This window comes from Pseudomonas sp. NIBRBAC000502773 (assembly GCF_006517195.1).
Classification (GTDB): Bacteria; Pseudomonadota; Gammaproteobacteria; order Pseudomonadales; family Pseudomonadaceae; genus Aquipseudomonas; species Aquipseudomonas marginalis.
Genome location: NZ_CP041189.1, coordinates 429,314 through 447,834, shown reverse-complemented (window position 1 = coordinate 447,834; position 18,521 = coordinate 429,314). Strand labels below are relative to the sequence as shown.

At 59.9% G+C, this 18,521-nt stretch carries 17 protein-coding genes; 14 read left to right on the top strand and 3 right to left on the bottom strand.

Features of this window, described 5'->3' with window-relative positions; translation table 11 throughout:
• Window positions 1-110: 110 nt before the first annotated feature.
• On the bottom strand, window positions 111-392 hold the full coding sequence (locus NIBR502773_RS01845) for a peptidylprolyl isomerase (RefSeq protein ID WP_044274278.1): 282 nt from the start codon (window positions 390-392) through the stop codon (window positions 111-113).
• A 742-nt stretch (window positions 393-1,134) separates the two neighbouring features.
• Window positions 1,135-1,629 (bottom strand): DUF1543 domain-containing protein, encoded by a 495-nt coding sequence (locus tag NIBR502773_RS01830; RefSeq protein WP_141155199.1) that lies wholly within the window; start codon window positions 1,627-1,629, stop codon window positions 1,135-1,137.
• 106 nt (window positions 1,630-1,735) lie between these two features.
• Between NIBR502773_RS01830 and NIBR502773_RS01825 the strand changes: the two genes are divergently transcribed.
• Entirely contained in the window at window positions 1,736-2,557 is an 822-nt protein-coding gene (locus NIBR502773_RS01825) for an aldo/keto reductase (protein ID WP_027608616.1), read from the top strand.
• A gap of 53 nt (window positions 2,558-2,610) precedes the next feature.
• Here NIBR502773_RS01825 and NIBR502773_RS01820 read toward each other — a convergent pair whose 3' ends face one another.
• Window positions 2,611-3,126, bottom strand: coding sequence for an Hcp family type VI secretion system effector (locus NIBR502773_RS01820; RefSeq protein WP_048729440.1), 516 nt, complete (start codon window positions 3,124-3,126; stop codon window positions 2,611-2,613).
• Window positions 3,127-3,595: 469 nt separating this feature from the next.
• Between NIBR502773_RS01820 and tssA the strand changes: the two genes are divergently transcribed.
• The 13 genes from tssA to icmH are packed head-to-tail and all read left to right on the top strand — an operon-like array spanning window position 3,596 to window position 18,507.
• Entirely contained in the window at window positions 3,596-5,152 is a 1,557-nt protein-coding gene (gene tssA, locus NIBR502773_RS01815; RefSeq protein WP_141155198.1) for a type VI secretion system protein TssA, read from the top strand.
• Window positions 5,153-5,184: 32 nt separating this feature from the next.
• The gene (tssB, locus tag NIBR502773_RS01810; protein ID WP_115488201.1) at window positions 5,185-5,682 is read left to right on the top strand and encodes a type VI secretion system contractile sheath small subunit; all 498 of its coding nucleotides are present in this window, start codon (window positions 5,185-5,187) and stop codon (window positions 5,680-5,682) included.
• 26 nt (window positions 5,683-5,708) lie between these two features.
• The gene (tssC, locus tag NIBR502773_RS01805; protein WP_141155197.1) at window positions 5,709-7,184 is read left to right on the top strand and encodes a type VI secretion system contractile sheath large subunit; all 1,476 of its coding nucleotides are present in this window, start codon (window positions 5,709-5,711) and stop codon (window positions 7,182-7,184) included.
• 14 nt (window positions 7,185-7,198) lie between these two features.
• Complete coding sequence (gene tssE / locus NIBR502773_RS01800) at window positions 7,199-7,600, top strand: type VI secretion system baseplate subunit TssE (protein ID WP_065941989.1); 402 nt, start codon at window positions 7,199-7,201, stop codon at window positions 7,598-7,600.
• On the top strand, window positions 7,590-9,377 hold the full coding sequence (gene tssF, locus NIBR502773_RS01795) for a type VI secretion system baseplate subunit TssF (protein ID WP_141155196.1): 1,788 nt from the start codon (window positions 7,590-7,592) through the stop codon (window positions 9,375-9,377). Before tssE ends, tssF begins: the two co-directional genes overlap by 11 nt.
• A complete protein-coding gene (tssG, locus tag NIBR502773_RS01790) occupies window positions 9,341-10,348 on the top strand; it encodes a type VI secretion system baseplate subunit TssG (RefSeq protein WP_141155195.1) in 1,008 nt (335 codons plus the stop codon). The genes tssF and tssG overlap by 37 nt, the downstream gene beginning before the upstream one ends.
• 12 nt (window positions 10,349-10,360) lie before the next feature.
• Entirely contained in the window at window positions 10,361-12,928 is a 2,568-nt protein-coding gene (gene tssH, locus NIBR502773_RS01785) for a type VI secretion system ATPase TssH (RefSeq protein WP_141155194.1), read from the top strand.
• Window positions 12,925-14,457 carry a sigma-54-dependent Fis family transcriptional regulator gene (locus NIBR502773_RS01780; RefSeq protein WP_141155193.1) on the top strand — a complete coding sequence of 511 codons (1,533 nt, stop codon included), beginning with the start codon at window positions 12,925-12,927 and terminating at the stop codon, window positions 14,455-14,457. Before tssH ends, NIBR502773_RS01780 begins: the two co-directional genes overlap by 4 nt.
• A gap of 42 nt (window positions 14,458-14,499) precedes the next feature.
• Window positions 14,500-14,631 carry a type VI secretion protein gene (locus NIBR502773_RS30795; protein WP_083236517.1) on the top strand — a complete coding sequence of 44 codons (132 nt, stop codon included), beginning with the start codon at window positions 14,500-14,502 and terminating at the stop codon, window positions 14,629-14,631.
• Between the two features lie 16 nt (window positions 14,632-14,647).
• Window positions 14,648-15,817, top strand: a complete 1,170-nt coding sequence (gene tagH, locus NIBR502773_RS01770; RefSeq protein ID WP_141155192.1) for a type VI secretion system-associated FHA domain protein TagH — start codon at window positions 14,648-14,650, stop codon at window positions 15,815-15,817.
• 5 nt (window positions 15,818-15,822) lie between these two features.
• A complete protein-coding gene (tssJ, locus tag NIBR502773_RS01765; protein WP_141155191.1) occupies window positions 15,823-16,308 on the top strand; it encodes a type VI secretion system lipoprotein TssJ in 486 nt (161 codons plus the stop codon).
• A gap of 1 nt (window position 16,309) precedes the next feature.
• Window positions 16,310-17,638, top strand: a complete 1,329-nt coding sequence (tssK, locus tag NIBR502773_RS01760) for a type VI secretion system baseplate subunit TssK (protein WP_141155190.1) — start codon at window positions 16,310-16,312, stop codon at window positions 17,636-17,638.
• Window positions 17,639-17,643: 5 nt separating this feature from the next.
• A complete protein-coding gene (icmH, locus tag NIBR502773_RS01755) occupies window positions 17,644-18,507 on the top strand; it encodes a type IVB secretion system protein IcmH/DotU (protein WP_257228110.1) in 864 nt (287 codons plus the stop codon).
• Window positions 18,508-18,521 lie beyond the last annotated feature (14 nt).

Sequence of the window (18,521 nt, the reverse complement as noted above, 5' to 3'; positions counted from 1 at the left end):
TGAAGAAGAATAAGGATTTGTACGCTAATGGCATCAGCGTCGCCAGTCGTCACATGCACAACGGCCCACCAAGAGGCGGGCCGTTGTTTCAAGCAGCAGCGCGGACGGGATCAGTCCTGGCGGCTGGTGACTTCCAGCAGGTGGTAGCCGAACTGGGTTTTCACCGGGCCTTGCACGGTGTTGACCGGGGCGCTGAAGACGACGGTGTCGAATTCCTTGACCATCTGGCCTGGACCGAACGAACCCAAATCACCGCCCTGGCGGCTGGATGGGCAGCTGGAGTTGGCTTTGGCGATTTCTGCGAAATCGGCGCCGCCTTCGATTTGGGCCTTGAGTTCGTTGCACTTGTCTTCGGTGGCAACGAGGATGTGACGGGCGGTGGCTTTGGCCATGGGGATTAACTCCTTGAGTAAAAACGGTGAGCGTACCGGATTCAGGCGGTTATTTCCTGGCAAAGTTCCGCTGGGGTTCAGGTTGGGGCGCTGAGCTTGGGTATTGGCGTGATGGAGTGAGACCCAGAGCAGGCTGGTATCTACCTGATGCATAGAGATCACATGTGGGAGGGGCGGTGCGACGATTCGACTTGCTCCCGATGGCGGCCTGATGGCCGACCAGGATGTTGGATTAGATCGAGTGCATATCGGTTGCTGCGGTAATGGAGTGAGATCCAGAGCAGACTAGTATCTACCTGATGTATGGAGATCAAATGTGGGAGGGGCGGTGCGACGATTCGACTTGCTCCCGATGGCGGCCTGACAGCCGACCAGGATGTTGGATCAGACCGAGTACATATCCGTTGCTGCGGTAACGGCCACCTATGGTTCCGCTCTTACAGCGGCTCACTTTTGGAGGGAACAAGTCCAGCAAAAGGTCCTCGCCCCAACACTCGGCACCTCGCCTAGGCTCGGTGTGCCCGAACGCAGGCTTGAATCCGTGGGCCGCCGTCATGGGCCATCCCTGGCCCAGGACGGCTAACCCGGCGTCCTGCCGGGTTACCCACGGATTCAAGCCTGCGTTCGGCCAGCGTGTTTGACGGGGCGCCTGAGATCAAGAGCAAAAGCCACAGCCACAGCAAAAGCAGTGTTACGTCTGACGTTGCCGGAGTTATCTGATGTCAGGTCGAATAAGCCTCCATCAATTCAAGACGATATAGTCGTTCTGCTGAATGATCGGCCGATGGGTGCCTTGCACCAGGTGCAGGTAGCGGCCGTCTACCAGGTCGATGGGCAGGCAGTCGTCGATATCCATCACGCCGTCGGTGTGGGCCTGGGACCAGTGGCGCAGCATTTGTTGCTTGCCCTTGCTGGTCGCCTCCCGTTTGTTGCGGGCCACCACCAGCAGGTAGTGGTGGGCCTCGCCAAAGCTATTGGTTTCATAACCGCCAAGGTTGATGAAGTACAGGTGATGGGCGTCGGCAGCGGGGGCCAGGTGGCTGAGTTCGACTTTCCAGCCGTCGACGCCGTCCACCGCCATCCACGAATCGATATGCACGCCCTTTGGGCTGCCAAACCAGCCCTCGCGCAGTTGCGGGTAGGTGCCTTCCAGGGTGTCTGCTACGGCGAACACAACATCGTGCACTTCAATCCTTGCCCGTGGGTGCTTGCCCCCGAGCATCACGACAAACAGCATTGCAGGTCCTTCCTGGCGACTTGGCAAAGGGCAACCATACTTCGATTGAACCCTTTTGTCCGGTCAATGCCACACTGTTAATTCGCGAACTCATCAGGAGGTTGTCATGCGCACCATTGATCTGGCGGGCGTTCCCGTCCCTGTCATCGGCCAGGGAACCTGGCGCATGGGCGAAGACCCGGACCGGCGCCGCGCTGAAGTCGCGGCATTGCAACTGGGGATCGACGAGGGCATGACCCTCATCGACACCGCCGAGATGTATGGCGAGGGTGGCGCCGAGGAAGTCGTCGGCGAAGCCATCAGCGGCAGGCGCGACCAGGTGTTCCTGGTGAGCAAGGTCTACCCGCACAACGCCAGCCAAAAGGGCGTGCCCCGTGCGTGTGAAGCCAGCCTCCGGCGCCTGGGCACGGACTACATTGATCTGTATCTGCTGCATTGGCGCGGCCAGTACCCCCTTGAAGAAACCGTCGAAGCGTTCGAGCGCCTGCGTGAGGCGGGCAAGATCGGCCGCTGGGGTGTCTCCAATTTCGATGTGGCCGACCTGCAGGAGCTCGCATCCCCGGCCTGCGCGACCAATCAGGTGCTGTACAACATCGAAGAGCGCGGGATCGAATTCGACCTGTTGCCCTGGTGGCAACAACACCATTTGCCGCTGATGGCGTACTGCCCGATTGCCCAGGGTGGGGCGTTGCTGTCCAGCCAGACCCTCAAGCAGATCGCCCGCCGCCACGAGGTCACGCCCGCCCAGGTTGCCTTGGCCTGGGTGCTGCGCCAGGACGGTGTGATCGCCATTCCCAAGGCGGTCACCCCGGAGCATGTACGGCTCAATGCGGCCGCCGCCAAGGTGGTGCTCGATGAGCACGACCTGGATGCCATTGATCGGGTGTTCGGCGCACCCAAGCGCAAGCATCCCTTGGCGATGGTGTAGTTGCCTGGCAGAAACGGTGCCGTCCCTGGCTCCCGTTCCTGCTCAGGTCCGACTTAGCCCGCTACCGGGCTGCGCCAGTCATCCGATCCGGATGTGCCCGACACTTCGTGGGTCCACACGATCTTGCGATAGGTGAAGTACACATCCTCAAGGTGAGTGAAGTGGGCATTGTCCGGGTCCTGGCAATTGGGCATGCGGGACTGGATGTCCACGAGCGTCGCGCCCTCCAGTTCTATCGTGAAGTAGTGCTCCTGGGTGCCGGCCGATGATGTGCGGAACCACTCCAGTCGGCATTTGACCTCTTCACCGCTGGTCAATGCGCTGAACAGCAAGGGCGATGACTTATCGAAGACCTTGCTGATCATCAGCGGCTTATGGACCCTCTGGCCTGTCGGCTGACCCGACTGCGGATCGCGGGGGATGATTACTTGATGAGCAAAGGCCTGGACCAGAATCTGGTCTTCATGACCTTCCTGATAAATGTTGCCTACCGAGTCCTGGGTAAATGTGCCTGCCGTAATCAAACCTTGTTTGACACCAGTGATGGAAAGATACGCGGGTGTTGGCATGACGGGTTTCCTTGCCTGATTGATGAGTTGTTCCAACCGGTCATGGTGCCGGTCGGGCAACTCTCATTAACAAGAAGCGTGCCCGAAAGTATCAGGCTCAATAAAAACACTGGCGTCAGCGGTTAACGGAGCGGCTTTTTGCTCGGGGGAGGGTGATTTAATCGAATATATGCAGAATACGTTGCGCATAAGTGCGCATTTAGTTGCTCATGGAATTGGGGTTGTTGGTATTGGGCTAGGCAAAGATGCTCGGGGCCAGATGAAGGTTTAACTGCGCAAAACCCTGCGCAGGCCTCGAATTATGGTGGTTGTAGGAAACGGCTTAAGTGTTGGGGCTCTGCTTGTTGAATGCTGTTTGCATGGCTAAGGTTTACGAACTTTGCAGCGGTGGGGCGAAGGTTAGATGGCGATTTGATAGATGGTTTAAATATTAATGCTCTGACTTTTTTGTTTTGGGTAATTGTGCCGAATGTCTTATTCAGAAAAACTTTATAACGACTACCTTGAACTTGCACGGTCGCCCTGCACGCCGACGAGTTTTGCCGGCAGCGATATGCGCTATTCAAGTGAGTATGAAATTCTGGAGTTCGAATTGGGCAAGGCGCAATCCATTCATGGGGTCGTCCAGACCGACTGGCAGAAGGTCCTGGAAACCGGTGAATACCTGTTGCGTCAACAATCTAAGGATCTGCGGATTGTCGTCTGGCTGACCTGGGCATTGCATCAACAGAAGTCCTTTCCAGGACTGTTGGCCGGCCTTGGGTTATTGCGCTATCTCTGTGTGCATCATTGGTCCGCGGTCTATCCCGAAAAACCGCGTACTCGTGGCGCAGCCTTCAGTTGGCTGGCGGGGCGCCTCGAGCCCCTCTTCGCGCAAAGCCTGTCGCTGCAGGACCAGCAGCCCTTGTTCGAATCCGTGCTTGAACATCTGGTGTGTCTCGATGAGTGCTGTGTCGAGCGCCTTGAAGATAACGCGTCGCCGTTCCTGCCGATTCGCAGGCAACTGGCCCAGCGGTTGGAGCGTGCTGCGCAAGGCGATTCTCCGGTCGCGACCCTGGGCGGTGTTGCCGCGCAGGAGCAGGCCAAGCAGGTGACCACCCTGTTGCAGAATGCCGAGGTCGTGGTGAGCACCGAGAAAGATGCCCACAAGTTGCTGCGCGCCTTACAGGATCAGGCCCGTCCTCTGTGTGCCTGGTGGTTACGCCAGAACGCCACCGACCTGCGCGCGCTGCGTCTGAACCAGGCGCTAACCTGGCTGACCCTCGTCAGCTACCCGGACGCTGACAGCGAACGGATCACCACCTTGCGCGGGCCTGCACCCGACAAGCTCAAGCGTTACCAGGAGCGGCTTGCCCAAGGTCATTACACCGACTTGATGCTCGAGCTCGAGGCCAGCCTCGCCGGTGCGCTGTTCTGGTTCGACGGGTTGTACATGGTCTGGCAGTGCCTGGAAGCCCTGCAGGCCGACCTGGCCATGACTGAGCTGGAAGTGAACTTCGCCCTGTTGCTGCAGCGCCTGCCCCACCTGCCCGAGTTTCGTTTTCACGATGGCGCTCCTTTTGCCGACGGTCCCACGCGTGACTGGATCGCGCAGCAGGTTGCGCGTCATCTGCAATGGCCCGAATCACCGACCGTGGCGGATGCCGACGCCGAGCCTTGGGAGGTGGCCTTGCAAGTGGCACGGCTGCGGCTGCGCCAGGACGGGCTCAAGGCGGCCGTCCATGAACTCAAGCAAGGCATGCATGCGGCTCATAGCGATCGTGCCCGTTTTCATTGGCGACTTGCCCAGGCGCGCCTGTGTGGGCAGGCGGGCAAACACGAGTTGGCGAAGATCCAGCTCGAACACCTCGACAACGAGCTGCAACGCAGGGGCCTGGAGCACTGGGAGCCGGAGTTGGCCTTGCAAGTCACCCAGTTGCTGCACCGTTGCTGTGACGTGTTGCCACAAAACCAGGCCGTACGCGAGCGTAAGGAAGACACCCATCGCAGGCTGTGCCTCTTCGATCTTGAAGCGGTACTTGAATAGGCTTTCGAGCCACTTGGAAAAGGAGAAACACGATGGCCAAAGAAGGTTCGGTAGCGCCCAGGGAACGTATCAATATCACCTTCAAGCCTGCCATCGGCGGTGCGCAGGATGAAGTTGAACTGCCGTTGAAGCTGCTGGTGCTGGGTGACTTCACCCAGCGTGAGGATGTACGCAAGCTTGAAGACCGCAAGCCCATTGCCATCGACAAGAACACCCTTGATGAAGTGCTGGCCAAGCAAGCATTAAGCCTGACGCTGAACGTACCCAATCGCCTGCAGGAGTGTGCTGAAGTCGAGGAGCTGGCCATTGAGGTGCGGATCAATGCCATGAAGGACTTCAATCCCGCGAACCTGGTGGAGCAGATACCCGAATTGCACAAGCTGATGGCATTGCGTGAAGCACTCATGGCGCTCAAAGGGCCGCTGGGCAATACACCAAGCTTTCGCAAAGCCATTGAGCACGCCCTGGCGGATGACGAGTCCCGCGCCCGGGTATTGGCCGAGTTGGAGCTGAGCAACCACACCGCCTGACATTTCAGTAAAAGGACACTGACCGCATGACCACCCGACAGAATCCGATACCGGAACACACCAGTGAGGATTACAGCATCCTCGACAACATCATTGCCCAAACACTGCTGAGTGCGGATGACGAGGCCTATGCCATTGCCAAGCGGGGTGTCTCGGCCTTTATCGAGGAGTTGATCAAACCACAGAACCACGGCGAGCCCGTCAAGAAGCGCCTGGTCGACCGAATGATTGCCGAGATCGATATGAAGCTCAGCCAGCAAATGGATGAAATCCTGCACCATCCGGAGTTCCAGGCCCTGGAAGCTTCCTGGAAAGGTTTGCAATTGCTGGTCGACCGCACCAATTTTCGTGAAAACATCAAGATCGAACTGCTGAACGTCTCCCGGCAAGATTTGCTGGAGGACTTCGAAGATTCACCGGAAGTGACTCAATCCGGGTTGTACAAACATGTCTACAGCGCTGAGTACGGTCAATTTGGTGGTCAGCCCGTGGGCGCGATCATTGCCAATTACTTTCTGTCCCCCAGCGCGCCCGATGTGAAACTGATGCAATACGCTGCCAGTGTCGCGTGCATGGCGCACGCGCCTTTCATCGCAGCAGCCGGGCCGGCGTTCTTCGGGCTGGAAAGCTTCACGGGACTGCCTGACCTCAAGGATCTCAAGGACCATTTCGAAGGGCCGCAATTTGTCAAATGGCAAAGCTTTCGCCAGAGCGAAGATGCGCGTTATATCGGTCTGACCGTGCCGCGCTTCCTGCTCCGTACGCCCTATGATCCCCTTGAGTGCCCGGTCAAGACCTTTGCCTACCAGGAAAACGTGGTGAGCAGCCACGAGCATTACCTGTGGGGCAATACCGCCTATGCCTTCGCCACACGCCTGACCGAAAGCTTCGCGCGGTTCCGTTGGTGTCCGAACATCATCGGTCCGCAGAGCGGAGGGGCCGTGGAAGACTTGCCGTTGCACCACTTCCAAAGCATGGGCGAAATCGAAACCAAGATTCCCACCGAAGTGCTGGTGTCCGATCGCCGCGAATACGAACTTGCGCAAGAGGGCTTCATTGCCTTGACGATGCGCAAGGGCAGTGACAATGCCGCGTTTTTTTCCGCCAGTTCGGTGCAGAAACCCAAACAGTTCGGCATCAGCGCAGAGGGCAAGGACGCGGAGCTGAACTATCGCCTGGGGACCCAGTTGCCCTACATGATGGTGGTCAACCGGCTGGCCCACTACCTGAAGGTATTGCAGCGTGAACAGCTGGGTTCGTGGAAAGAGCGTACAGACCTCGAGCTGGAGCTCAACAAGTGGATTCGCCAGTACGTCGCCGACCAGGAAAACCCCAGCGCCGAAGTGCGTGGGCGGCGCCCGTTGCGAGCGGCGCGCATCGTTGTCAGTGACGTAGAGGGCGAGCCTGGCTGGTACCGCGTCAACCTGAGTGTGCGACCGCACTTCAAGTACATGGGGGCGGACTTCACCCTGTCTCTGGTTGGCAAGCTCGACAAAGAATGAAAGAAGGTCAGGGAATGCCCCACAAACATAGCCTTTTCGAGCGCCTCGAACGCCCGGCGGCCGTACATGCCTGTGGCGTGACGTCCATTGCCAGCCACCTGGGGAAAATGCTCAGTATCCGTGCGGGCAGTGTTCAGACATTACCGGACTACGGCTTGCCCGATCTTAATGACATGAACCAGAGCCTGCATGAGTCATTAAGCCAGTCGCGCTTGTTGATAGAGCGATTCATACGGGCCTACGAGCCACGATTGAAGCAGGTGCGGGTTACGGCATTGCCGCGCGATCACGACCCTCTGGCCCAGGCGTTCTCCATTGAGGCCACGCTGATGGCGGCGGGTGTCAAGCAGCCTGTGGTGTTCGTTGCACGACTCTGCGAGCCCGGACGGGTTGAGGTTTTGCCGGATGTCCTTTAATCGCTATTACCAGAGCGAGCTGAGTGCGTTGCGCCAACTCGGGCGGCGTTTCTCTGAACGCAACCCTGCGCTCGCGCCGTTTCTTGCCGACCCAGGCCAGGACCCGGACGTGGAACGTTTGTTGGAGGGCTTCGCGTTTCTCACCGGTCGCTTGCGCCAGAAACTGGATGATGAGCTGCCTGAGCTGACTCATTCCTTGATGCATTTGCTGTGGCCCAACTACATGCGGCCGATGCCCGCGTTCAGCATCTTGCAGTTTGATCCGTTGAAGCACGTCGGCCCTGGGGTGATGGTCGCGCGGGATACCCCGGTCGAAAGTGCCGCCGTCAAGGGCGAGCGTTGCCGCTTCCGTACCTGTTACGCCACCCAAGTCCTGCCGCTGCAACTGAGCGCCCTGGATTACAGCGTCCAGGGTGAAGATGCGCTGTTGAGTCTGCACCTGGGCATGAGTGCCGAGGGCAACTTCAGTGAATGGACGTTCGATCAACTACGCCTGCACCTGGCGGGTGATCGCCACATCGGCCAAGGGTTGTACCTGAGCCTGTTGCGTCATCTCGAGGGTATCGAGTTGCTACCGTTGGGCCGCGATGGCCTGCCGGTCAGTGGCGAGGATGGGCAACCCCTCTCGTTGCGATTGGGTGCCGACCCGGTACGCCCCGTGGGATTCAGCGAGGAGCAGGCATTGATTCCGTATCCAATGAACACCTTTCATGGATATCGTCATTTGCAGGAGTACTTCGCCTTTCCTGACAAGTACCTGTTTGTCGATGTGGTGGGGCTGGATGTACTGCACGGTTTGCCCCATGAATTGCTCAAGCAGGTGCGTGCAGTGGTGCTGCGTTTCAAACTGCGCAACCCATGGCGTGAGCCCCATCACCCCACCCTGGACAACGTGAAGCTGTACTGCACGCCCATCGCCAATTTGTTCAAACATGACGCCGTACCGATCCGCCTGGACGGCAAGCAGGACGAATACCTGGTGATACCGGGGGAATACTCACGGGAAAACGCCTGTGTATTTTCCGTGGACAGTGTCACCGGTTGGCGTCCCGGCGGGTCGGGGTATCGGACCTACGTACCGTTCGAATCCTTCGAGCATGACAGCGATAACGCACTGTCGGCGGCCTCCGCCAGCTACAGCATTCGCCAACATGCATCGGCACAGCACGCGGGCCTCGATACCTGGCTAGGTTTTTCCAATGCACCGGAGCTTGGCCCGGAAACCCTGTCGGTCGAGCTGACGTGTACCAACCACGACCTGCCTCGGCTGCTTCAGATCGGGGAGATCAACCAGCCTTGCGAGCAGACACCGGCAGGGTTGTCGTTTCGTAATATCTGCACGCCGACCGCGAGTTTTTCGCCGCCCCTGGAGCAGGATTTTCTCTGGCGGCTCATCAGCAACATGTCGCTCAACTACTTGTCATTGAGCGACATCAATGCCTTGCAGGTCATCCTCGAAACCTACGACCTGCCGCGGTACCACGACCGACAGGCGCAGAAAGTCAGTGAGAGAAAGCTTGGCGCATTGCGATCCGTCAGGCACTCGGCTGTCGACCGATTGCACCGTGGCTTGCCGCTCAGGGGCTTGCGAATCGACCTGACGATTGATCCCCAAGGTTTTCTTGGCCTGGGCGAGGTGTTTGTGTTCGCGTCGGTGCTCAACGAATTCTTCGCGCTTTACGCCAGCCTTAATACCTATCACGAATTGCGAGTCATCAGCACACAAGGAGACGTGTACCTATGGCCACCCCGGATGGGCCAGCAGCCCCTGCTTTGACGGCACTGTCCAGCGTCATCCGCGAATACTCGCTGTTCCAGGCGGTTTTGCAGGTGATCAGGCGTTTACGCGATGCTCATCCAATGCTGGATGACGACGCGCTTTATGACCAGTTGGAGTTTCAAGCCAACCCAGGTCTTGGTTTCCCCGGTCATGATATTGAACGGGTGGAGTTTTTTGTTGAACACGGTCAATTGCGCGCGCGTCTTTGCCTCAACGTGTTGGGGCTGTGCGGCTCAGGTTCGCCATTGCCGGCATTTTATGGCGAGCAGGCGATTGTTGACGGTGCGGGTGGTCAGGCTACCCGGGACTTTCTCGACCTGTTTCATCATCGGTTGCAGCGGCTGATGCTGCCGATCTGGCGCAAGTACCGCTACCGGGCGTGTTTCCAGGCTGGCGCCCGGGATGTCTTTTCCGAGCAGATGTTTGCCCTGATCGGTCTGAAGGGCCATCACCTGCGCACGACTGCCCAATTGAACTGCAAACGGCTATTACCCTACCTGGGGTTGCTCAGCCTGCGGGCCCATTCGGCAGCCTTGATCGAGACGGTGCTGCGTTACTACTTCAAGCACACCCGCTTGTTCGTCGAGCAGTGGGTGGAGCGCTCGGTGGTCATTGCCGTCCCCCAGCAGAATCGGCTGGGTGCCACCAACAGTGTGCTCGGTCATGACCAGGTGCTGGGTTGTCGGGTCACCGACCGCAGCGGCAAGTTCAGGGTGCATGTGCAGGACCTGGGCTGGCAGCGTTTCCATGAGTTTCTACCTACGGGTGTGGACTACCCGTTGCTGTGCGCATTGCTGCGGCTGACGGTGCGCGACCCTCTGGCCTATGACCTGCGTCTGGTACTGCTCAAGGAGGAGATCAGGCCGTTGCACCTCGGCGAACACAACGTCTGCCGCCTCGGCTGGACCACTTGGCTGGCCCATGGGTGTGCCGACGGTGTGGTCATTGTGGCCAGCAACGCTGATTAGGGATGAATGATTATGAAGAATGTGGACCTGCAGCAACTTATCCAGACATTGACTCCCCAGGCGCGCCGAGACCTTGAGCGGTCGGCGGAACGTTGCGTGACCCGCGGCGGCAGGGAAGTGTTGGTGGAGGACCTGCTGCTGACCCTGCTGGAATACCCCCACGGTATTCTGGTAAGGGCGTTGGTGGATGCAGGTGTCGAGCCAGGCGAACTGCAGGCGGCCCTGCACCCCAAAGCTGGCACGAATGCCTCGTGTAATCCGGTGTTTGCCCAGGCCCTGGTGCAATGGCTGCAGCACGCCCTGATGGTGGCCCGCCTGGAGCTTCGGCAGGCAGCCGTTGATCACGGCGCTCTGTTACTGGCGCTGTTGCGTTACCCGTTACAACATGCCGACAGTGGTTATCAGGCGGTACTGAGTCGGTTGGATGCACAGCGTGTGTGCAGTTATTTGTTGAGCCAGGTGCCTGAACTCGACCCTGTGCCGGGCGGCGATGCGTTGCTGGCGCGTTTTACCCATGACTTGACCCGCCAGGCCCGGGAGGGCGGTATCGACCCGGTGTTGTGTCGCGATGCCGAAATCCGCCAATTGATCGACATACTCGTGCGCAGGCGCAAGAACAATCCAATCCTGGTTGGCGAAGCCGGGGTGGGTAAAACCGCTGTGGTTGAAGGGCTTGCCCTGCGTATCGCCAGCGCAGAGGTGCCGGAGCCGCTCAAACACGTACAGGTGTTGACCCTGGATATGGGCCTGCTCCAGGCCGGCACCGGGATCAAGGGGGAATTCGAACGGCGCCTCAAAGGCGTGATCGATGAAGTCAACGCCTCGCCAACCCCGGTGATCCTGTTTATCGACGAGGCGCATACACTGGTGGGCGCAGGCGCCCAGGCAGGTGGGTCCGATGCTGCCAATCTGCTCAAGCCCGCCCTGGCCCGTGGCGAGTTGCGCACTATCGCCGCCACCACGTGGTCGGAATATAAGAAGTACTTCGAAAAAGACCCGGCATTGGCGCGGCGTTTCCAGCCCGTGCAGGTCGGCGAACCCAGTGTTGAACAGGCGGTTTCGATCCTGCGCGGCCTGGTTCCGGCGTATGAGCGCAGCCATGGCGTGTATGTGCGGGATGATGCCATTGTCACGGCAGCGCACATGAGCGCGCGCTACCTGGCTGGGCGGCAGTTGCCCGACAAGGCGGTGGATGTGCTGGACACCGCCTGCGCCCGCATGAGAACCAGCTGGGAGACGGTGCCCGAGGCATTGCAACGCCTTTACGCCGAGCAGGCGGAAGGCGCGCGACAGCGCCAGGCGTTGAATCGCGACAGGGACGCCGGGCTGCCGGTGGACGAGCAGGCCTTGCACGCGTTGAACCTGCGCCTGGAGACCGTGGCGCGCGAGCGTGAACATCTGGAGCAACACTGGTTGGAACAGCGAGCATCGGCGCAGCAGGTGCTCGCGCTGCGCGAGCAATTGGATGCTGCTCGTGGTGCAGGGCAGAACACCGACACCCTTGAACATGCCTTGGCCCAACAGCGCCAGGTATTGCACGCGCAACAAAACGGCCAGCCATTGGCCAGCCTTGAGGTTTGTCCACGTTTGGTGGCACAGGTCGTCAGCGCCTGGACGGGTATTCCTGTCGAACGACTGGCCCTGGAAAGCAGTGAAAGGGTGTTGGGCTTTGCCGATGCATTGCGTTCGCGCATCCTCGGTCAGGAGCACGCCGTGCAGATACTTGAACGCAACCTGCGCGCGGCTGCCACCGGGCTCAATAAGGCGGATGCCCCGGTCGGCGTATTCCTGCTGGTTGGCCCAAGTGGTGTGGGCAAGACCGAGACGGCCCTGGCCCTCGGCGACCTGCTGTACGGCGGTCGGCGTTTTGTCACCACCCTTAACATGTCGGAGTTCCAGGAAAAGCATTCCCTTTCCCGGCTGATTGGCGCTCCACCCGGTTATATCGGTTTTGGCGAGGGCGGCGTGTTGACGGAGGCCGTGCGCCAACGCCCGTATTCGGTCGTGCTGCTGGACGAGGTCGAGAAGGCTGATCCGGAAGTAGTGAACCTGTTCTATCAGATTTTCGACAAGGGACTGGCCAATGACGGGGAAGGGCGGGAAATCGATTTTCGCAACACGCTGATCCTGATGACCTCCAACCTGGGCAGCGAGTGCATCGGTCAATTATGCGCAGGTGACCGGCGACCTGCTGAGGAGGTCCTGCAAGAAGCCATTCGTCCGTTGCTGCGCAAGCACTTCAAGCCTGCCTTACTGGCGCGAATGCATGTCGTGCCGTATTACCCGATCACGGGCGAAGTCCTGCATGACCTGGCAAGGCTCAAGCTGGAACACCTGGGGCAAAGGCTGCAACTGCGCAAGCTCACCTTCAGCTATACGCCCGAACTGGTTGCCTGTGTCGCCGAGCGTTGCGCTGACGGTGACAGCGGTGCCCGCTCTATCGATCAATGGATCGACGCACACTTGCTGGCGCAGGTGACGGATCGTTTGCTGGAGGCTATGGCCGGGGGTGAATCGCTGTCCCGGGTGCATGCCGGCCTGGATGGCAGCGGTTGTCCTGTCTGTGAGGTCAGCCAATGACGGAAGATGCTTTCAACCGGTTGCCCCATCCTTCGGGGTACGCCGACGCGATGCTGGGTTGGTTCACCCGCCTGGGGATCGATGGTGACGCGACAACCTTGCCGGACCTGTGTGTCGCGGCGGTAGCCCAATTGAGCCAGTGCGAACTCAGCCAGTTGTATTGGCGCGACGAGGCGACGGGTCGGCTTGCACTGATTGCCCAGCATTTGCCAGAGGAGCTGCCATCCGGCGAGCTGGCTTCAGGCGTGGATTTCCAACATGAGCAGCTGTTGCAGTATGTGCTCAGTCAGCGCACAGCCTTGAGTCTTGAGGACCTGGAAAACAGCGTCTATGAAAGTCAGTTCCTTCCGGCGATGGCGACGCCTTGGCAATCGTTGACGTGCATGCCGTTGTTCGGTCGGCACAGGACTCTCGCGGGCGTGTTGCTGTGCGCCAGCCGGCGTCCGAAACAATTGGAGCACTACACCCGCTCATTGACTCAACTGGGCAGCTTTGCCTTGAGGCAGCTTGCACTGATGCAGCGTCTGAGTCCTGGGGTGAATGTCACGCCGCCAACGTGTCGCACGCCGGGATCCTGTGCCAGGTTCGGATTGATCGGCAACAGCAAGGCCATGGATGAAACGTGCCGCTTGATCGGCAAGGTGCTGAATACGCCCTACACCGTGCTGCTGCATGGCGAGACCGGTACCGGCAAAGAGGTGGTGGCGCGCGCCATCCATACCGCCGGCCCACGCAGTGGTAAAGCCTTCGTGGTGCAAAATTGTGCAGCCTTTCCCGAAGGGTTGCTGGAAAGCGAACTGTTCGGCTATCGCAAGGGGGCGTTCACGGGGGCTGAACGCAACTACACCGGTTTGTTCGACACCGCTCACGGCGGCACTTTGTTACTCGATGAAATCGGCGATATGCCGTTGTCGTTGCAGGCCAAGTTATTGCGGGTTTTGCAGGAGGGCGAAATTCGCCCATTGGGTGCCAGTACGGCCCATAAGGTCGATGTACGCATTATTGCCGCGACGCACCGTGATCTTCCCGCGATGGTCGCCCAGGGCAGCTTTCGCGAGGACCTGTATTACCGGCTCGCGCAGTTTCCCATTGAGTTACCGGCCTTGCGTGAGCGGGATGGCGATGCGTTGCTGTTGGCTCGGCATTTTGCGCAAAAGGCCTGCGTTGCGCTGGGTCGCGTAGCGGTGGCCTGGTCAAGTGCGGCGTTGGACCAACTGTCCAGCCATGGCTTCCCCGGCAATGTGCGAGAACTCAAATGCCTGGTGGAGCGCGCGGTACTGCTCTGTGACGACGGTGTGATCCTGCCGGCGCACCTGCCCCTGTCACCGGCACCCGCCAACGATGCTGTCGATGCAACGTTGCGTCAACGCCTGGAGCGAGTGGAGCGGGTGTTCCTGATTGATTGCCTGCACAAGAACCGTGGCAATCGTACCCGTACCGCGCGGGAGTTGGGTGTCGCACGACGCACGCTGCTCTACCGCCTGGCACGCTTGAAGATCCCGGTTGGCGATGTTCGAGAGGAATGCTGAATAGCGTATGCGTGGACACCTTACTTTCATGGGAGATTCCTGATGCCTCTTCGTCCGTGGCAAGCCGTGGCGCTTGTGCTGTGTTTGCTGGGTGGCTGTAACGCCAATTATGTCTTTGACGATGCTGACTACCGTCCACTGGGTGACCCCCAGGCGAGCCGTCGTGGCCATTGAACAGGGGAGCCTTGCCATGCAGTTAGTGCTTGAAGTGTGCTCCGCCAGTGGCGAGCCGTCAGCCCGTAAAACCTTTGATGGTGTCGGCGGAGTGATCGGCCGTGGGACGGCGTGTGACTGGGTCATCCCCGACACCGCACGCTTGATATCCAGCCACCATGGCTTGGTCAGTTTTCGCGGCGGCCATTACTTTTTGACGGATATCAGCAGCAACGGTATCGGCGTATCCGGCAGCCTGGAGCGCTTGCGCAAGGGGCACGCGCGGCAGATCAGTGATGCAGACGTATACCAACTGGGGGCGTTGGAAATTCGTGCCCGACTGATCGAGCATCAACGACCGCCGCTCGGGCGGAGCGAGGTGATTCCAGACGATGCTTTCCTGGGGCTGGACCCGATTCAGGCACTGGATCGCGAACAACGACGCGGCGAGTCGTCGCAAGAGCTGGAGGCATTGAACACGTTGACGGAATCGACCGCCCAAGCGTTCTCTCCGGGAACCGTGGACCAGGACCACCTGGTCGTACCGCAATGGGCTGAGCCTGTCAGTGACGTAGTACCTGCACAGCCCGTTGTGGCTGCATCCGCAGTCCCTGAGACGTTCTGGGCGCAGTTCGGCGAGGCGTTGGGCATGGAGGTGGGGGCGCTCGATACGTCGAGTCGCGAAGCCCTTGCGATCAAGGTGGCCGGGTTGTTCAGGCAAGCCATCGAAGGATTGCAGCAAAGCCTGCGAACTCGCGACGAGCTGAGCAGTGAGGTGCACCTGGGTTGGACCTCCCCGGCGCTTACGCGGCAGAACCCCTTGGTGGATTGTCCAGACGCCCAGGCGGCCTTGACGGCGCTGTTGGGGGGCGGTGAGTTGGGGCATCTGCCGCCCGAACGGGCGGTGGCCCACGCCTGCAGAGACTTGCAGATTCATCAGTTGGCCTTGGTGGTGGGCTGCCGTGCCGTCGTTCGCAGCGCGCTGGCGGCCTTTGCTCCAGATCATCTGCTGCTGTGCTTCGAGCGCGAGGGCAAGCCGTCCAGGCTCCTCACCGATGGCGCTCATTGGCGGGCGTACCAGCGCTATTACCGACGGCTGACCGACGAGGCGTCGTTGGGCGATCAATTATTACGCAACGACTTTTGCAAGGCCTACGAAGAGCAGGTGCGCCTGGTCTCCAGCCTGCATGCGGCTTACCCGGGATGACGTTCATGTATCTAACCACCGTTGCATCAACACTGCTGGCACTGGGCATGTTGACCGGCTGCAGCAGCGTTTCACCCTTTTCGACCTTGACCAAGCTGGACCTGGCGTTGATGGCCAGTGACGAGGTCAACCCCGACCTTCATGGCCGTCCTTCACCGGTGGTGGTGCATTTGCTTGCGCTGCGGCACCCCGTGGCATTCGAGAATGCCGACTTTTTCAGCCTCTATGGACGGGCCGAGCAGGCCCTGCCCAAGGACTGGGTCAGCAGCGAAGAGCTGGAGCTGCGGCCCGGTGAACGGTTGATGCTCAAACTCAGTGTCGAGCCCCAAAGCCGCTATGTCGGCGTACTGGCGGCCTATCGCGACCTGCCCCATGTGCAATGGCGACTGGTGCTGCCTGTTGCCCCCCAGCAACGGACGCGGGCCAGAATAATGCTGGACCAGAACGGTATTCGCATGGCCGCCTCGCAGACCGGTCGGACGGAGGATTGAGATGCACATCCATAACGTTATCTGGCAGGAAGGCATGTTGCTGCGGCCCCAGCACTTGCAGCACAACGACCGCTACTATCATCAGCAGCTCAACCGAACGCGCTTGCTGGGCAGCGACGCCTGGGGGTTCCTGACCCTGGACATCGATGTGCAGTACCTCAACCTGGGCAAGGTGGTCGTCAACCAGGCCAGCGGCCTATTGCCGGACGGTAGCCTGTTCGAACTCAATGGCGCGATGGAACCTCTGGTATTGCAAGTGCCTGCCAACGTCGGTCGGCAAGCCGTGTACCTGGCGTTGCCGCTGGTTACCGACAATCAGATTGAAGTGCGCAGGCCGGAGCAACACGAAATCCTGGCGCGCTATGTTGCCTGTGAAATGGAGATCGGGGACTCCAATGCCGGTGTCGATGCCCGTTGCCAGATCAGCTGTGCGCGTCCGGACCTGCGCCTGATGCTGGGGGAGCATTCCGGTGATCCGTTCCATGTGAAGCTGCAGGTCGCTCAGGTGCTGGACTGCACCCGTGAAGGCGGCGTGCGACTGGATACCGATTTTGTGCCGACATTCATCTTTTTGCAGGGCTCCGGGTATGTGTCGTCGTGCATCAAGGAGGTCATCAGTCTGTTGGCCAGCCGTGGAGACGCGATTGCCGCGCGCATCCAGGGTAATGGCGCGTCGGCCGGTGCGCAGGTGGGCGATCTTCTGATGCTGCAACTGATCAATCGCGCTGAGTTGATGTTGCGCCACTTTATGAGCCAGGCCCAGGTGCGCCCGGAAACGTTGTATCGCGAGCTGCTGTCGATCCTTGGGGAATTGGCCACGTTCGCCACCGACAGCAAGCGCGCCCAATTGGAGGTGCGTTACCAGCATGGTGATCAAGGCGCGAGCTTTCGCGGATTGATGGAGCGCCTGCGCGCGGTGCTGTCGATGGTGCTGGAGCAGCATGCCATTGAGTTGACGCTGCAACCCCGTCAGTACGGTGTGCTGGTATGCCCGGTGAGTGACCTCAAGTTGCTGGGGACGGCAACGTTTATCCTGGCGGCAACCGCCCAGTGTGATTCGGAAACGCTGCGTCACCGGCTGCCGGCGCATCTCAAGATTGGACCTGTGGAGCGCATCCGTGAGTTGGTCAACTTGCACCTCACCGGCATCAGGATCAAACCGTTGCCAGTAGCGCCGCGACAGATTCCGTTCCACGCGGGCAAGACCTATTTCATGCTCGAGCTCAGCGCCCCGGACATCGCGCAGTTGGAGCAGTCAGGTGGATTCGCCCTGCATGCCAGCGGCGAGTTTAACGAGCTGGAACTCAACTTCTGGGCTATCAGGAACTGAACCCTATGAGGATGGACAGTGAATACCCGCAGGACGAAAAAACCGTCTTGCTTGACCGCGAGGGACGCGGTCCGGCGCAGGGGGCGGTGACGGACTTCCCATCGCCGCCGCGTTTCGAGCAGTTGGAGGACAGGATGATCTATACCGCCCGGCTGCACAGCGCGCAGAGTCTGACTGTGGGTCCCAACATCCTGGTGGCGGCGGCTTGGGACCTGCTGTCGCAGGTGGTGCAGCTCAAGGGCAGCTCCGGCCGTGAGAGCCTGCAGACCCTCAACGACCGGTTGTCTTCAGGCATCACGACGTTTGAAGCGCACGCCCTGCACCTGGGGGGTGAGGAGGGTCAGGTGATGTCGGCGCGCTATGTGCTGTGCAGCGTCATTGACGAGGCGGTGGTCACCACCGCGTGGGGCCGTTGCAGCGACTGGTCCAGGTCAAGCCTGTTGAGTCGCTTTCACAACGAAACCTTTGGCGGCGAGAAGTTTTTCCTGCTGCTGGAGCGATTGTCCCGCGACCCTGTCAAGCACGTGGCCATGCTGGAGCTGATGTACCTGTGCCTGTCGCTGGGATTCGAAGGCCAATACCGCGTGATGGAGCGGGGAGGTGCTCAGCTGGAAGGGGTACGCGACGCGCTGTACCGGCAGATCAGGCATGTGCGGGGCGATCGGCTGTCGATGGCCGCGCCATCGGAGGCAGGCAAAGTCCGCGCCGTGCCGGTGCGCATGCTCTGTGCCAAGTGGCTCATGGCTGTTGGACTGGCCTGTTTGCTGGCGATGTACTCAGGGTTTGCCTGGGTGCTGGGCACGGAGCGCATGACGGTGCTGCAACCTTTTCAATCGTTGGCGTCGGACCAGGCTCGGACGCCCTTGTAACGCTGGGAGCAATG

What these genes read in the sequence shown, in the direction of transcription:
- NIBR502773_RS01845 (WP_044274278.1), bottom strand. Translation starts at nt 392, where the DNA reads ATGGCCAAAGCCACCGCCCGTCACATCCTCGTTGCCACCGAAGACAAG.
- NIBR502773_RS30795 (WP_083236517.1), top strand. Translation starts at nt 14,500, where the DNA reads ATGCCTCTTCGTCCGTGGCAAGCCGTGGCGCTTGTGCTGTGTTTGCTG.
- NIBR502773_RS01820 (WP_048729440.1), bottom strand. Translation starts at nt 3,126, where the DNA reads ATGCCAACACCCGCGTATCTTTCCATCACTGGTGTCAAACAAGGTTTG.
- tssA (WP_141155198.1), top strand. Translation starts at nt 3,596, where the DNA reads ATGTCTTATTCAGAAAAACTTTATAACGACTACCTTGAACTTGCACGG.
- tssC (WP_141155197.1), top strand. Translation starts at nt 5,709, where the DNA reads ATGACCACCCGACAGAATCCGATACCGGAACACACCAGTGAGGATTAC.
- icmH (WP_257228110.1), top strand. Translation starts at nt 17,644, where the DNA reads ATGAGGATGGACAGTGAATACCCGCAGGACGAAAAAACCGTCTTGCTT.
- tssE (WP_065941989.1), top strand. Translation starts at nt 7,199, where the DNA reads ATGCCCCACAAACATAGCCTTTTCGAGCGCCTCGAACGCCCGGCGGCC.
- NIBR502773_RS01780 (WP_141155193.1), top strand. Translation starts at nt 12,925, where the DNA reads ATGACGGAAGATGCTTTCAACCGGTTGCCCCATCCTTCGGGGTACGCC.
- tssJ (WP_141155191.1), top strand. Translation starts at nt 15,823, where the DNA reads ATGTATCTAACCACCGTTGCATCAACACTGCTGGCACTGGGCATGTTG.
- tssB (WP_115488201.1), top strand. Translation starts at nt 5,185, where the DNA reads ATGGCCAAAGAAGGTTCGGTAGCGCCCAGGGAACGTATCAATATCACC.
- tssH (WP_141155194.1), top strand. Translation starts at nt 10,361, where the DNA reads ATGAAGAATGTGGACCTGCAGCAACTTATCCAGACATTGACTCCCCAG.
- tssF (WP_141155196.1), top strand. Translation starts at nt 7,590, where the DNA reads ATGTCCTTTAATCGCTATTACCAGAGCGAGCTGAGTGCGTTGCGCCAA.
- NIBR502773_RS01825 (WP_027608616.1), top strand. Translation starts at nt 1,736, where the DNA reads ATGCGCACCATTGATCTGGCGGGCGTTCCCGTCCCTGTCATCGGCCAG.
- tagH (WP_141155192.1), top strand. Translation starts at nt 14,648, where the DNA reads ATGCAGTTAGTGCTTGAAGTGTGCTCCGCCAGTGGCGAGCCGTCAGCC.
- NIBR502773_RS01830 (WP_141155199.1), bottom strand. Translation starts at nt 1,629, where the DNA reads ATGCTGTTTGTCGTGATGCTCGGGGGCAAGCACCCACGGGCAAGGATT.
- tssK (WP_141155190.1), top strand. Translation starts at nt 16,310, where the DNA reads ATGCACATCCATAACGTTATCTGGCAGGAAGGCATGTTGCTGCGGCCC.
- tssG (WP_141155195.1), top strand. Translation starts at nt 9,341, where the DNA reads ATGGCCACCCCGGATGGGCCAGCAGCCCCTGCTTTGACGGCACTGTCC.